This window comes from Nocardioides sp. Z30_9 (genome assembly GCF_058215735.1).
In genome coordinates this window covers 1,673,686-1,686,685 of the sequence record NZ_JBZAJF010000001.1, presented here as the reverse complement: position 1 = coordinate 1,686,685, position 13,000 = coordinate 1,673,686, and the positions used below count along the sequence as shown (strand labels likewise).

General features: G+C 70.9%; 12 protein-coding genes. 5 read left to right on the top strand and 7 right to left on the bottom strand.

Going from position 1 to position 13,000, the window contains the following annotated elements:
- Nucleotides 1-26: 26 nt before the first annotated feature.
- Entirely contained in the window at nt 27-1,160 is a 1,134-nt protein-coding gene (gene serC, locus AC4BGB_RS08155) for a phosphoserine transaminase (protein ID WP_490546279.1), read from the bottom strand.
- Here serC and AC4BGB_RS08150 point away from each other — a divergent pair.
- Complete coding sequence (locus AC4BGB_RS08150) at nt 1,159-1,698, top strand: GNAT family N-acetyltransferase (protein WP_490546278.1); 540 nt, start codon at nt 1,159-1,161, stop codon at nt 1,696-1,698. The genes serC and AC4BGB_RS08150 overlap by 2 nt on opposite strands.
- Nucleotides 1,699-1,716: 18 nt before the next feature.
- Here the strand turns inward: AC4BGB_RS08150 and AC4BGB_RS08145 are convergent, their stop codons facing one another.
- Nucleotides 1,717-2,847: a citrate synthase 2 gene (locus AC4BGB_RS08145; RefSeq protein WP_490546277.1), complete on the bottom strand. Its 1,131-nt coding sequence runs from the start codon at nt 2,845-2,847 to the stop codon at nt 1,717-1,719.
- 131 nt (nt 2,848-2,978) lie between these two features.
- Between AC4BGB_RS08145 and pdxH the strand changes: the two genes are divergently transcribed.
- The 3 genes from pdxH (at nt 2,979) to AC4BGB_RS08130 (ending at nt 7,487) form a co-directional block, all read left to right on the top strand.
- The gene (pdxH, locus tag AC4BGB_RS08140) at nt 2,979-3,635 is read left to right on the top strand and encodes a pyridoxamine 5'-phosphate oxidase (RefSeq protein WP_490546276.1); all 657 of its coding nucleotides are present in this window, start codon (nt 2,979-2,981) and stop codon (nt 3,633-3,635) included.
- 82 nt (nt 3,636-3,717) lie between these two features.
- Complete coding sequence (locus tag AC4BGB_RS08135; RefSeq protein ID WP_490546275.1) at nt 3,718-5,454, top strand: ABC transporter ATP-binding protein; 1,737 nt, start codon at nt 3,718-3,720, stop codon at nt 5,452-5,454.
- A complete protein-coding gene (locus AC4BGB_RS08130) occupies nt 5,451-7,487 on the top strand; it encodes an ABC transporter ATP-binding protein (RefSeq protein ID WP_490546274.1) in 2,037 nt (678 codons plus the stop codon). The genes AC4BGB_RS08135 and AC4BGB_RS08130 overlap by 4 nt, the downstream gene beginning before the upstream one ends.
- A gap of 3 nt (nt 7,488-7,490) precedes the next feature.
- Here the strand turns inward: AC4BGB_RS08130 and AC4BGB_RS08125 are convergent, their stop codons facing one another.
- Nucleotides 7,491-7,898: a hypothetical protein gene (locus AC4BGB_RS08125; protein WP_490546273.1), complete on the bottom strand. Its 408-nt coding sequence runs from the start codon at nt 7,896-7,898 to the stop codon at nt 7,491-7,493.
- A 272-nt stretch (nt 7,899-8,170) separates the two neighbouring features.
- Between AC4BGB_RS08125 and AC4BGB_RS08120 the strand changes: the two genes are divergently transcribed.
- Nucleotides 8,171-8,605, top strand: a complete 435-nt coding sequence (locus AC4BGB_RS08120) for a MarR family winged helix-turn-helix transcriptional regulator (RefSeq protein WP_490546272.1) — start codon at nt 8,171-8,173, stop codon at nt 8,603-8,605.
- A gap of 49 nt (nt 8,606-8,654) precedes the next feature.
- On the opposite strand, the gene AC4BGB_RS08115 is transcribed toward AC4BGB_RS08120, so the two are convergent.
- The 4 genes from AC4BGB_RS08115 to AC4BGB_RS08100 all read right to left on the bottom strand — a co-directional run bounded on the left by AC4BGB_RS08115 (nt 8,655) and on the right by AC4BGB_RS08100 (nt 13,000).
- The gene (locus tag AC4BGB_RS08115) at nt 8,655-9,410 is read right to left on the bottom strand and encodes a hypothetical protein (protein ID WP_490546271.1); all 756 of its coding nucleotides are present in this window, start codon (nt 9,408-9,410) and stop codon (nt 8,655-8,657) included.
- Nucleotides 9,411-9,472: 62 nt separating this feature from the next.
- On the bottom strand, nt 9,473-9,721 hold the full coding sequence (locus tag AC4BGB_RS08110) for a hypothetical protein (protein ID WP_490546270.1): 249 nt from the start codon (nt 9,719-9,721) through the stop codon (nt 9,473-9,475).
- Nucleotides 9,718-11,763, bottom strand: coding sequence for a flagellar biosynthesis protein FlhA (gene flhA, locus AC4BGB_RS08105; RefSeq protein ID WP_490546269.1), 2,046 nt, complete (start codon nt 11,761-11,763; stop codon nt 9,718-9,720). The genes AC4BGB_RS08110 and flhA overlap by 4 nt, the downstream gene beginning before the upstream one ends.
- A 76-nt stretch (nt 11,764-11,839) precedes the next feature.
- A complete protein-coding gene (locus tag AC4BGB_RS08100; protein WP_490546268.1) occupies nt 11,840-13,000 on the bottom strand; it encodes an EscU/YscU/HrcU family type III secretion system export apparatus switch protein in 1,161 nt (386 codons plus the stop codon).

The window sequence follows — 13,000 nt, the reverse complement described above, 5'->3', positions numbered from 1 at the left end:
CGGCCGCGAGCTGGGGTCGGGTCAGGTCAGAGGCGCTCGACCACGAAGTCGACGCACGCGGTGAGCGCCTCGACGTCGGCCGGGTCGACCGCGGGGTACATCGCGATCCGGAGCTGGTTGCGCCCCAGCTTGCGGTAGGGCTCGGTGTCCACGATGCCGTTGGCCCGCAGGGTCGCCGCGACCGCGTCGGCGCTGATCGCCTCGTCGAGGTCGACGGTGCCGATCACCAGCGAGCGGTGCTGCGGGTCGACGACGTACGGCGTGGTGTACGACGTGCGCTCGGCCCACCCGTAGAGCGCCTGGGAGGAAGCGGTGGTCCGCGCGACCATCGCGTCGAGTCCGCCCTGGCCGTTCATCCAGTCGAGCTGCTGTGCCATCAGGAACAGCGTCGCGACCGCGGGGGTGTTGTAGGTCTGGTTCTTCGCCGAGTTCTCGATGGCGGTGGGCAGGTCGAAGAACGCGGGGATCCAGCGGCCGCTCGCCGCGATCGAGGCCGCCCGGTCCAGGGCGGCCGGCGACATCAGGGCGATCCACAGGCCGCCGTCGGAGGCGAAGGCCTTCTGTGGCGCGAAGTAGTAGGCGTCGGCCTCGCTGAGGTCCACCGGAAGCCCTCCGGCGCCGGAGGTCGCGTCGATGAGCACCAGGGAGTCGTCGTCGGCCACCCGCCGGACCGGCGCCATCACCGCGGTCGAGGTCTCGTTGTGCGCCCACGCGTAGGCGTCCACGCCCTCCTCGGCCACCGGCTCGGGCCGCGAACCGGGCTCGCTCTTGATCACCGTGGGGTCGGCGAGGAAGGGGGCCGCAGTGGCGGCCTGGGCGAACTTCGAGCCGAACTCGCCGAAGCTCAGGTGCTGGCTCTTCTCCCGGATCAGCCCGAAGGTGGCGATGTCCCAGAACGCGGTGGAGCCGCCGTTGCCGAGCACGACCTGGTAGCCGTCGGGGAGCGAGAACAGGTCACCGAGTCCCTCGCGGACGTGCCCGACCAGGTTGCGCACGGGAGCCTGCCGGTGCGAGGTGCCCATCAGGGAGGTGCCGGTCGCGGCCAGCGCGTCCAGGGCGCCGACAGGGATCTTCGAGGGTCCGGCTCCGAATCGTCCGTCGGCAGGCTTGAGCTCCTCGGGGATCACGATGTCGGTCACGGTCACTATTCTGTCAGTCATGGTGGACCTCTCGGGCTGGCGGGTGGAACGGCTGCCGATCACCCATCCGGACGCGGCCGTCCTCGTCGAGGAGGTCCAGGAGGAGTACGTCCGGCGCTACGGCGGGCGTGACGAGACCCCGATCGACCCGACGTACTTCGAGGAGCCGATGGGCGCCTTCTTCGTCGGCTACCTCCAGGACCGGCCGGTGGCCACCGGAGCCTGGCGCCGGCGCGAGGACGTCGAGGTGGACGGCACCCGGCTCAGCGCCGAGGTGAAGCGGATGTACGTCGCCCCCAGCGGCCGGCGCCTGGGCCTCGCCCGCGAGATGCTGGCCCATCTCGAGCAGACCGCCCGCGAAGCCGGGGCGCAGGTGATGGTGCTCGAGACCGGGATCCGCCAGCCCGAGGCGATCGCGCTCTACGAGTCCTCGGGCTACGTGCGCATCCCCGGGTTCGGGTTCTACAAGGACGCGCCGCTCTCGCGCTGCTTCGCACGCAGCCTGGCGCCCACCCCGGAGCGCGCAACGGCCCGGGGGCAGGGCGATCGCCGCACCTGACCCCGGGCCGTCGGACGATCAGGCGACGGGCTCCTCGGAGGCGTCGGTGTCGCCCCACGCAGGGTTCCAGCCCTCGATGTCGCTGGCCGGACGCTCGCCCGGGCCGACGTAGATCGCCGAGGGCCGGATCAGCCGGCCGGTGGTCTTCTGCTCCAGGATGTGCGCCGACCAGCCGCCGGTGCGGGCGCAGGTGAACATCGAGGTAAACATGTTGGCCGGGACCTCGGCGAAGTCCAGGACGATCGCCGCCCAGAACTCCACGTTGGTCTCCAGGACGCGGTCGGGGCGGCGCTCCTTGAGCTCGGCGAGCGCGGCCTTCTCCAGCTCCTCGGCGACCTCGTAGCGAGGGGCGCCGAGCTCCTTGGCGGTGCGGCGCAGCACGCGGGCACGGGGGTCCTCGGCGCGGTAGACCCGGTGGCCGAAGCCCATCAGGCGCTCACCGTCGTCGAGCAGCTTCTTGACGTAGGCCTTCGCGTCGCCGGTCTTCTCGACGTCCTCGATCATCCCAAGCACGCGGGAGGGGGCGCCGCCGTGCAGCGGGCCGCTCATCGCGCCGATCGCGCCGGAGAACGCCGCGGCGACGTCGGCGCCGGTGGAGGTGATCACCCGGGCGGTGAACGTCGAGGCGTTCATCCCGTGCTCGGCGGCCGAGCTCCAGTAGGCGTCGATCGCCTTGACGTGGGCGGGGTCGGCCTCGCCCTTCCAGCGGATCATGAACTTCTCGGCGAGGGTGTTCCCCTTGTCGACCTCGCGCTGGGGGACGATCGGCAGGCCGAGACCACGAGCGGACTGGGCGGCGTACGACAGCACCATCACCGCGACGCGGCTGAGGTCGGTGCGGGCCTCCTCGTCGGAGATGTCGTAGGTCTGCTTCATGCCCAGCATCGGTGCGAGCATCGCGACACCGGCCTGGACGTCGGCGCGGACGTCGCCGGTGTGGATCGGCAGGTTGACCGGCTCGGCGGGGGGAAGACCCGGGTCGTAGGACCCGTCGATGAGCAGGCCCCAGACCTTCTCGAACGGGATCCGGCCGACGATCTCCTCGATGTCGACGCCCCGGTAACGGAGCGCGGACCCTTCCTTGTCGGGCTCGGCGATCTGGGTCTCGAAGGCGACTACGCCCTCCAGGCCGTGGTGTACCTCGGTCATTGGTGACGACTCCTTCGAGTGGCTGTCCGGCAGTGTCGCGGACTGTCACATCATGCCTACTCCTGTGCGCGCCGTCACGCTGGGTACCCAGTTGCGGACTTCGGCCGGGGCGCTGGCGCTAGGTTCGGAGGATGCGCGAGAAGCCGAACGGTGCCGACCTTGCCGCCCTCAGGAGGGAGTACGGCGACCGCGGGCTCGACCTTCCAGACCTGCGGCCCGACCCCGTCGAGATGTTCCGGGCCTGGCTCGAGGACACGGTCGCGGCCGGGGTGCACGAGCCCAACGCGATGGTCGTGAGCACCGTCTCGGACCAGGGACGCCCGTCGTCCCGGATGGTGCTGCTCAAGGGGCTCGACGAGGGCTTCGTGTTCTACACCAACTACGACTCCCGCAAGGGCCACGACCTCGCCGCCAACCCCGCGGTCGCGCTGCTCTTCCCCTGGCACGACCTGCAGCGCCAGGTCCGGGTGGAGGGCACCGCGACCCCGGTCTCGCAGGAGGAGAGCGAGGCCTACTTCTCGGTGCGGCCGCGCGAGTCCCAGCTCGGCGCGTGGGCCTCGCCGCAGTCGCAGGAGGTGTCCTCGCGACACGAGCTCGACGACCTGTACGCGCAGGTCGAGGGCAGGTTCGCCGACGCCGACCCGGTCCCGCTCCCGCCCCGGTGGGGCGGCTACCGCGTGCTGCCGGACCTGGTGGAGTTCTGGCAGGGACGCAAGGGCCGGCTGCACGACCGTCTGGTCTACCGGCGCGGGACAAATGGTTGGAGCACGTCGCGCCTTGCTCCCTAGTGTGGTCAGGTGACCCGCAGTGAGCGAATGAGGCGCGAGACCGGCGTGACGCCTCCCGGGGACCAGGGAAGGAAGGGCTGAGATGTTGCTGCGCCTCGTCCGCGAGTACCTCCAGCCCTACCGGTCCTGGCTGGCCGCCGTCGTCGTCCTGCAGTTCGTCGGCGTGGTGGCGATGCTCTACCTGCCCAGCCTGAACGCGGACATCATCGACCGCGGGGTGGCCACCGGCGACACCGGCTACATCGTCCGTGCCGGCGGGGTGATGCTCGCCGTCACGTTGGTCCAGGCGGCCAGCTCGGTCAGCGCCGTCTGGTTCGGCGCCCGGACCTCGATGAGCCTGGGCCGCGACCTGCGGGCCGCGCTGTTCCGGCGCGTGGGCACGTTCTCCGCGCGGGAGGTCCAGGAGTTCGGGGCCCCGTCGCTGATCACCCGGAGCACCAACGACGTCACCCAGGTGCAGATGCTGGTGCTGATGGCCTGCACCATCGCGGTCTCCGCCCCGATCATGATGGTCGGCGGCGTGGTGATGGCCCTGCGCGAGGACTTCGGCCTGGGCTGGATCCTCGCCGTGGTCGTGCCCGCGCTGTTCCTCAGCGTCGGCCTCGTGGTCAGCCGGATGGTGCCCAACTTCCGCCGGATGCAGGTCCGCATCGACGAGGTCAACCGGATCCTGCGCGAGCAGATCACCGGCATCCGCGTCATCCGGGCGTTCGTCCGGGAGCCCCACGAGGCCGCCCGCTTCCGTCGCGCCAACGACGACCTCACCGACGTCTCGGTCCGGGCCGGGCGGTGGATGGCCACGATGTTCCCGCTGGTGATGCTGGTGGTGAACGTCTCCAGCGTCGCCGTGATCTGGTTCGGCGGGCACCGCGTCGACGACGGCCAGATGGAGGTCGGGGCGCTCACCGCGTTCCTGTCCTACCTGATGCAGATCCTGATGTCGGTGATGATGGCGACGTTCATGCTGATGATGGTGCCGCGGGCCTCGGTCTGCGGGGACCGGATCGTCGAGGTGCTGGACACGCAGACCTCGGTACCGCCGCCGGAGGACCCCGAGCTGCCCGACCCCGCCCGGCGCGGCTGGCTCGACCTCGAGGACGTGACGTTCTCCTACCCCGGTGCGGAGTCCCCGGTGCTCAGCGACGTGTCCCTGTCCGCTCGACCGGGACAGACCGTGGCGGTGATCGGCTCCACCGGTGCCGGGAAGTCGACGCTGGTCAACATCATCCCGCGGCTCTTCGACGCGACCTCGGGCGTGGTCCGGGTGGGTGGTTCCGACGTACGCCGGATCGCCCCGGACGCGCTCTGGTCCCAGATCGGGCTGGTGCCCCAGAAGGCCTACCTGTTCTCCGGGACCATCCGCAGCAACCTGGAGTACGGCAAGGCCGACGCCACCGAGGACGAGCTGTGGGCCGCGCTTGAGATCGCCCAGGCCCGCGACTTCGTCGAGTCCCTCGCCGAGGGGCTCGACGCGCCGGTGGTCCAGGGAGGCACGAACTTCTCCGGCGGCCAGCGCCAGCGCCTCGCGATCGCCCGGGCCCTGGTCCGCAAGCCGGGGATCTACCTGTTCGACGACTCGTTCTCTGCCCTCGACCTCGCCACCGACGCGCGGCTGCGGGCGGCGCTGCGACCGACGACCCGCGACTCGACCACGCTGATCGTGGCCCAGCGGGTGACCACGATCATCGACGCCGACCTGATCCTGGTGCTCGAGGACGGCCGGGTGGTGGGACGCGGCACCCACCACGAGCTGCTCGAGACCTGCGGCACCTACCAGGAGATCGTCACCTCGCAGCTGACCGCGGAGGAGGCGGCATGAGCCCGGGCGAGAAGGCCCCCGTCGAGGCCCCGGTCGAGGCCCCGGCCGTGAAGGACAAGCAGGCCGGCTTCGAGGCCACCGAGCGGATCGAGGCGCCCGCCGGCGGCCCCGGCCGCGGCCCCATGGGCGGGGGCATGGTCGGGCAGAAGGCGATGACGTTCATCCCGTCCTCCAAGAGGCTCGTCGCCCAGATGCGCCCGGACCGCGCCAAGGCCGTGGTGGTGGTGCTCCTCGGCGTGGGCAGCGTGCTGCTGCTCTCGGTCGGCCCGCGCATCCTCGGCCACGCCACCGACCTGGTGTTCTCCGGCATGTTCAGCCGCAACTTCGTCCCCGCCGGGTCCACCCAGGCGCAGGCGGTGGAGCGGCTGCGGAACAGCGGTGAGAGCAAGCTCGCCGACGTGCTCGCCGGGATGGACCACATCGTGCCCGGCCAGGGCGTCGACTTCGTCGCGGTGCGCAACGTGCTGCTCACCGTGCTCGCGGTGTACGTCGGGGCGGCGCTGCTGGGATGGCTCCAGGGCATCGTGCTCAACCGGGTCGTGCAGAACACCGTGCACCGGATGCGGCAGGACGTCGAGGAGAAGATCAACCGGCTGCCGCTGAACTACTTCGACCGATCCCCGCGCGGCGAGCTGCTCAGCCGGGTCACCAACGACATCGACAACGTCAGCCAGACCCTCCAGCAGACGCTCAGCCAGCTGATGACCTCGCTGCTCACGGTGTTCGCCGTGCTCGGGATGATGTTCTGGATCTCCCCGCTGCTGGCGCTGGTGGCCCTGGTCTCGGTGCCGGTCTCGCTGCTGCTGACGCGGGCGATCATGAAGCGCTCGCAGGGACAGTTCGTGGCCCAGTGGCGCCGTACGGGACGACTGAACGCGCAGATCGAGGAGGCCTACTCAGGCCACGCGCTGGTGAAGGTCTTCGGCCGGCAGCAGGAGGTGGAGCGGACTCTCGCTGAGGAGAACGACGAGCTCTACAAGGTCAGCTTCGGCGCCCAGTTCGTCTCGGGCCTGATCATGCCGGCGATGATGTTCATCGGGAACCTCAACTACGTCGTGATCGCGGTCATCGGCGGGCTGCGGGTCGCCTCGGGATCCCTGTCCCTGGGGGAGGTGCAGGCCTTCGTGCAGTACACCCGCCAGTTCACCCAGCCACTGACCACCGTGGCCTCGATGATGAACCTGCTCCAGTCGGGGGTCGCGTCCGCGGAGCGGGTCTTCGAGCTCGTCGACGCGGAGGAGGAGCCGGCCGACTCCGACAGTCTTCCGGCACCGGCAGGCTCGCGCCGGGGGCAGGTGTCCTTCGAGCACGTCACGTTCTCCTACGACCCGGCCGTCCCGCTGATCGAGGACCTCTCCCTGGTCGCCCGGCCGGGGGAGACCGTCGCGATCGTCGGCCCCACGGGCGCCGGCAAGACCACCCTGGTCAACCTGGTGATGCGCTTCTACGACGTCGACGGCGGCCGGATCACCCTCGACGGGGTGGACATCTCCACGATGCCGCGGGCGGCGCTGCGCAGCCAGATCGGGATGGTGCTCCAGGACACCTGGCTCTTCGAGGGCACGATCCGCGACAACATCTCCTACGGCCGTCCCGACGCCACGGAGGAGGAGATCCTCGAGGCGTCCCGGGCGACGTTCGTGGACCGGTTCGTGCACTCGCTGCCGGAGGGCTACGACACCGTCATCGACGAGGAGGGCTCGAACCTCTCCGCCGGCGAGCGGCAGCTGGTCACGATCGCACGCGCGTTCCTGACCGATCCCGCACTGCTGATCCTCGACGAGGCGACCAGCTCGGTGGACACCCGGACCGAGCTGCTGGTGCAGCAGGCGATGGCGGCACTGCGCAGCGACCGGACCTCGTTCGTGATCGCGCACCGGCTCTCCACGATCCGCGACGCGGACCTGATCCTGGTGATGGAGGACGGGGCGATCGTCGAGCAGGGCACCCACGAGGAGCTCCTGCTGGCCGACGGCGCCTACGCCCGGCTCTACAACGCCCAGTTCGCCGCACCCACGGCCACCGGCGGGTAGGGGTCAGCCGGCTCCGCCGCCGCCGTTGTCCAGCGTCGAGGAGCCGTCGTCCTCCTCCGCCTTGACCTCGCTGTTCTCGGACTCACCGGGAGCGTCGTCGGAGGAGTCCTGCTCCGCCTGCGAGGCGCCGCCGTCGTCGGGGCCGCTGCCGTAGGTGGTGTTCGTCGACGGGTTCCCCGCGTCGGTGCCCTCGACGTCGGCGCCGATCTTGTCCTCGTCGTTCCCGGTCTGGCCGGGGTGGCGGGCCAGCGGGTTGTCCTCGGTCGGCTGCAGGTCCTCGGGCAGCTTGTCGTCGCCCACCTCGCCGGGCTCGCTCTCCTCGAGCTCGATCGAGCTGGACTCCTCGGAGTCGCTGCCGGCGTCGGGCTCGGGCGCGGAGTCGGCGGTCGCGTCTGCTGGTTGTTCGCTCATGCGTGGGTGCATACCCGAAAACCCGTTGAGTCACGCCTCGCGACGACCTACGGTGGTGGGACACGGGAAAGGAGGTGGTCCGAAGAATGATTTCTTCAAGGACGCGTGAGGTGGCTGCCCGCTAGCAGCCCGCCGGCCAGCCGTGCGAGAGCGCGCTGGTGAATCCAAAGCAGTCACCCGACCCGCAGGTGAATCGGGAACGTCCCCCGAGCGGCTTCTCGAAGCCACACCTGCGGGTCGCTGCATTCCGCACACATTTGTAGGGTGAGGCCGTGGCCGACGACGAGACCCTGCGAGCCCTCGAGCACGAGATGAGCGTGCTCGCGCGCCGGCTGCGGCGGGTGATCGCGGACCGCGCCCGGATGCTGCACCCGGATCTGCCCCCGGTGGCCTACTCGATCCTGATGGCCCTGCACGACTCGGGGCCGCGGCGGGCCAGCGACCTCGTCGAGGTGTTCTCGATCGACAAGGGCGCGGTGAGCCGCCAGGTCCAGGTGCTGCTCGACCTCGGGCTGATCGAGCGGGCCCGCGACAGCGACGACCGGCGCGCGATGATCCTCACCGTCAGCGAGGAGGGGCACCGGCGCCTCGCCGACATCGCCGAGGTCCGTCGGCAGGCGCTCGGGGAGCGCCTGCACGGCTGGACCGACGAGGAGCTGCGGGAGTTCGTGCGCTCGCTGACGGCCTACAACGCCACCCTGGAGTGACCCTCAGCCCCTCAGCGGTTGAAGGCCGTCAGGGGCCGTCAGGGCCGTTTCAGGGGCCGTTGAAGGTCGCCGGGTCGACGGCGAGCCAGGTGTGCTCGGCCCGCCCGACGATGCGCCCGTCGGAGTCGTGCAGCGTCGAGGCGGTGAAGGTCTTGCGTCCCTCGGAGCCGCGGTGCTCACCGGTGACCACGTGGGGCTCCCCGGTGACGGGAAGGTCGTCGACGATGGCGGTCATCTGCCCCAGGACCATCAGCCGCTCGGTCAGGTCCCCGGCCCAGCCCCCGACGCAGTCCAGCGCCGACCACGTCACGGCCAGACAGGCCCGGGCGGCGGTGTCGTCGTACTCGCGCAGGGGAGTGCCCGAGGTGTCCTCGGGCACCCAGGGTGCGGCCACCCGCGTGCGTCCGTCGCGGACGGCGGGCACCTCGCCGGGAAAGATCCGCAGCCCGTCGATCCGCTCGGTGCCGCAGGAGAAGCAGTAGGGGAACGGGTGCGAGCGGTGCCCGGGGTACGACGCGCTCGCCGCGACCGCCTGGTCCCACGGGACCGCCTCGACCGGCTCGACGTCGACCTCGGACCCGGCTGCCTGTGCGACCACGGCGCCGCCGAAGGTGAGCTCGAGCCCGTCATCGGCGCGGACGATCCGCATCGTGGCGTCCAGGGGTGGGGGCTGGCGGAGCCTGACCGTCACGGCTCGGCCCGCGGTGTCCCCGAGCTCGGCAGCCAGGGCTCCGGCGACGTAGCCGCCGTTGCCCGACTTCGCCGGCCCGCAGTAGCGCGACGGCACCAGCAACACGTCCTCCATCGGGCCACCCTGCCCGTGACACCCGGACCGAGGCAAGCCGTGCCCACCCGCTCTGACCGATCTCACACGGCGACGGTGGGCTCGGTCTCCGGCTGCGCGGACTCCGGCGGTACGGCGGCAGCCGCGCCCTTGCGGGTGTCCGGGAACGCCAGGCCGCCGATCACCGAGATCGCGACCCAGCAGACCACCAGGCAGATGCCCCAGCGCTGCAGCGCGACCGTGGCGCTCAGGCTGCCCTCGTGCACCATCCACAGGACCGGTGAGGCCACCACCAGGCTGGTGCCGAGCACCAGGCCGAGGGGAGCGCTCATCGGGTGACCGCCAGGCGCTCCACGACGACCACGCCGACGGAGCGGACCTGCCCGGTGCCGATCAGCTCCGAGTAGGACAGCACCGGCAGCCGGGGCATCGTCGGCCGCAGGAAGCGGCGCAGGGACGCCCGGATCTGCGGGGCGCAGACGACGACGGGGTTGGTGTTCGCGTTCTGGGCCTCGCGGACGAGCTGGTCGACCTGGGTCAGCACGCGCTGGCCGGTGTCGGGGTCGAGCGCGAGGATGGTGCCGGCCTCGGTCTGGCGCTGGGCCTCGAGCATCTGCTGCTCGAGCCGGGGGTCGAGGCTGATCACGTTCACGGTGTCGGCGCTGGTGTGCTGGGCCACGATCGCGGGGCCGAGCGCCACCCGGGCGCTCTCCACGAGCGTGTCCGGGTCCTTGGTGCTCTGCGCGCGCAGCGAGATCGCCTCGAAGATGCGGACCAGGTCGCGGATCGAGATGCCCTCGTCGAGCAGGGCCTGCAGGATGCGCTGCACCTCGCCGAGGCTGAGCTGGGCCGGGGTGAGCTCCTCGACGACCACCGGGTGGCTGCGCTTGACGACGTCGGTCAGCAGGCGCACGTCCTCGCGTCCCAGCAGGCGCGCGGCGTGCTGGTGCACCACCTCGGCGAGATGGGTGGTGATCACGGAGGGCCGGTCGACGACGGTGGCACCGCTGAGCTCGGCCTGGCTGCGCAGCTCGGAGGCGATCCACTTGGCGTCCAGGCCGAAGACCGGCTCCTGGGTCGGCGTACCGGGAAGGGAGCCGAGGAACTCGCCGATCGCGAGCACCTGTCCGCGCGGCGCCTCGCCCCGCGCGACCTCGACGCCGAAGAGCTTGATCGCGTAGGTCTGGGCGGGCAGGTCGAGGCTGTCCCGGGTCCGCAGCGGTGGGATCACGATGCCGATGTCCGCGGCGATCTTGCGGCGCAGGGCCTTGACCCGGCTGAGCAGGTCGCCGCCCACGTTGGGGTCCACGAGGTCGACGATGTCGGCGGAGAGGTCCAGGGCCAGGGGGTCGACCTGGATCTCCAGGGCGAGGTCCTCCGGCGTCTCCTGCTCCCCGGACGTGAGGGCCAGGGCGGCTTCGGGCTCCGGTGGTTCGGGCTTCTTGCCCGCTCGCGTGGACGCCAGCAGCATCACCCCACCGGCGACGATGAACGGCAGCTTGGGCAGGCCCGGGATCAGGCACAGGGCGAGCCCGGCGAAGCCGGCCACCCGCAGCGGCACCTGCTGGGCCGTGACCTGCCGAAGGATGTCCGAGCCCATGTCGTCCTCGCCCGTGTTGCGGGTGACGATCAGGCCGGTGGCCACCGAGAGCAGCAGTGCGGGGATCTGGGAGACGAGGCCGTCGCCGACGGTGAGCAGGCTGTAGGTCTCGACCGCTTCACCGAAGGGCATCCCCTTCTGTGCGACGCCGACGGCGAAGCCGCCGAGCAGGTTGACGACCGTGATGATGATCGCCGCGATCGCGTCACCCTTGACGAACTTCGAGGCACCGTCCATCGAGCCGTAGAAGTCGGCCTCGGCGTGCACCTCACGACGCCGCCTGCGCGCCTCGTCCTCGTCGATCAGGCCGGAGTTGAGATCGGCGTCGATGGCCATCTGCTTGCCGGGCATCGCGTCGAGGGTGAACCGCGCGCCCACCTCGGCGACGCGGCCGGCGCCGTTGGTGATGACCACGAACTGGATCACGAGCAGGATCGCGAACACGATCAGGCCGACGATCAGGGAGCCACCCACGACGAAGTGCCCGAAGGTGTCGATCACCTTGCCGGCGTACCCGTCGAGGAGCACGAGCCGGGTCGCGCTCACGTTCAGGGCGAGGCGGAACAGGGTCATCACCAGGATCACCGCCGGGAAGGCGGCGAACTCGAGCGGGCGGTGGATGAACATCGCGGTGAGCAGGATCAGCAGCGCCGCGACGATGTTCAGCGCGATCAGCAGGTCGAGGACCATCGCGGGCAGCGGTACGACGAGCATCACCACGATGAGGACGACGCCGACGGGCACGCCCAGCTGGGTCAGACGCTTCAGCGGCACGGAGAGCCTTTCGGGGGACAACGGAGATCGCTGCGCCGTCCTGGCGCCGGTGCCCGCCGTCCTGGCGACGTGGGTCCTATCGGCCGGCCGGGGGAGATGCTGAGGAGATCCGGGGACGTCGTCCGTTGGGGAGTACGGCGGGCAGGTCGTCCTGGCGCCGGGGGGACCGGTGCTCGCCGCCGTACTGACCGGTGGTGCGCCTGCTGATCACGAACGCGAGGACCGTGGCGACCGCGGCGAACAGCTCGCCCGGGATCGTCTGGCCGACCTGGGTGGAGGAGTAGAGCGCCCGGGCCAGCGGAATGTCCCTGACCAGCGGGACCCGCTCCTCCACGGCACGCTCCCTGATCCTGGCCGCGATGGCGCCGGCGCCCCGGGCGACCACCCGCGGTGCGCCCTTGTCGGACTCGTAGCGCAGCGCGACGGCTACGTGGGTGGGGTTGACCAGCACGACGTCGGCAGTGGCCACGTCGGCGATCATCCGGTTGCGCGAGGCGGCGAGCTGGCGTGACCGGATCGCGCCCTTGAGCATCGGGTCGCCCTCGGCCTGCTTGTGCTCCTGCTTGACCTCCTCCTTGCTCATCCTGGTCTGCTTGCCGACGCGGCGCCGCTGCATCGCGTAGTCGGCGGCGGCCAGGACCAGACCCGCCAGGGCGATGTTGCGAATCATCGCGAAGACGCTTTGCGAGAGCTGCTCGAGCGTGGCCTGCATCGGCACCAGGCCGCCCACCAGGGGCATCAGGTCACGGATGGCGAGATAGGCGAGCAGGGCGACCACCGTGCTCTTGAGCAGGATCTTCACGCCCTCCCAGGCGGCCTGCGGGCCGAAGATGCGCTTGGCCCCCTTGATCGGGTCCAGCTTCGCGGCGCTCGGCTTGGCGGACTTGGTCGCCAGCACGAACCCGCCCTGGGCCACCGCGGAGGCCACGCCGACCACCATCACCAGCCCGCCGAGCAGCACCAGCGCGAAGAACGCGTGCCGGGCGCCTTCGCCGAGCAGGTCCAGCGCCACCGAGGTGGAGGGGTTCTCGGTCAGCGCGAGGGTCCGCTCGAGCAGCTCCCACAGCGCGGTGAGCTCGTGCTTGAGCAGGATCGGCAGGGCCAGCCCGAACAGCAGGATCGAGGCCCAGCCGCCCAGGTCCTGGGTCCGTGCGACCTGGCCCTCCTTGCGGCTCTCCTTGAGCTTCTTGGGAGTGGGCTTCTCGGTCTTCTCCCCGCCGCCGCTACCTGCGCTCAT

Excerpts from the sequence above, each read along its gene's own strand:
- AC4BGB_RS08125 (WP_490546273.1), bottom strand. The coding sequence starts at position 7,898 with ATGAGCGAACAACCAGCAGACGCGACCGCCGACTCCGCGCCCGAGCCC.
- AC4BGB_RS08135 (WP_490546275.1), top strand. The coding sequence starts at position 3,718 with ATGTTGCTGCGCCTCGTCCGCGAGTACCTCCAGCCCTACCGGTCCTGG.
- AC4BGB_RS08100 (WP_490546268.1), bottom strand. The coding sequence starts at position 13,000 with ATGAGCGCAGGTAGCGGCGGCGGGGAGAAGACCGAGAAGCCCACTCCC.
- AC4BGB_RS08110 (WP_490546270.1), bottom strand. The coding sequence starts at position 9,721 with ATGAGCGCTCCCCTCGGCCTGGTGCTCGGCACCAGCCTGGTGGTGGCC.
- AC4BGB_RS08145 (WP_490546277.1), bottom strand. The coding sequence starts at position 2,847 with ATGACCGAGGTACACCACGGCCTGGAGGGCGTAGTCGCCTTCGAGACC.
- AC4BGB_RS08150 (WP_490546278.1), top strand. The coding sequence starts at position 1,159 with ATGGTGGACCTCTCGGGCTGGCGGGTGGAACGGCTGCCGATCACCCAT.
- pdxH (WP_490546276.1), top strand. The coding sequence starts at position 2,979 with ATGCGCGAGAAGCCGAACGGTGCCGACCTTGCCGCCCTCAGGAGGGAG.
- AC4BGB_RS08130 (WP_490546274.1), top strand. The coding sequence starts at position 5,451 with ATGAGCCCGGGCGAGAAGGCCCCCGTCGAGGCCCCGGTCGAGGCCCCG.
- AC4BGB_RS08115 (WP_490546271.1), bottom strand. The coding sequence starts at position 9,410 with ATGGAGGACGTGTTGCTGGTGCCGTCGCGCTACTGCGGGCCGGCGAAG.
- serC (WP_490546279.1), bottom strand. The coding sequence starts at position 1,160 with ATGACTGACAGAATAGTGACCGTGACCGACATCGTGATCCCCGAGGAG.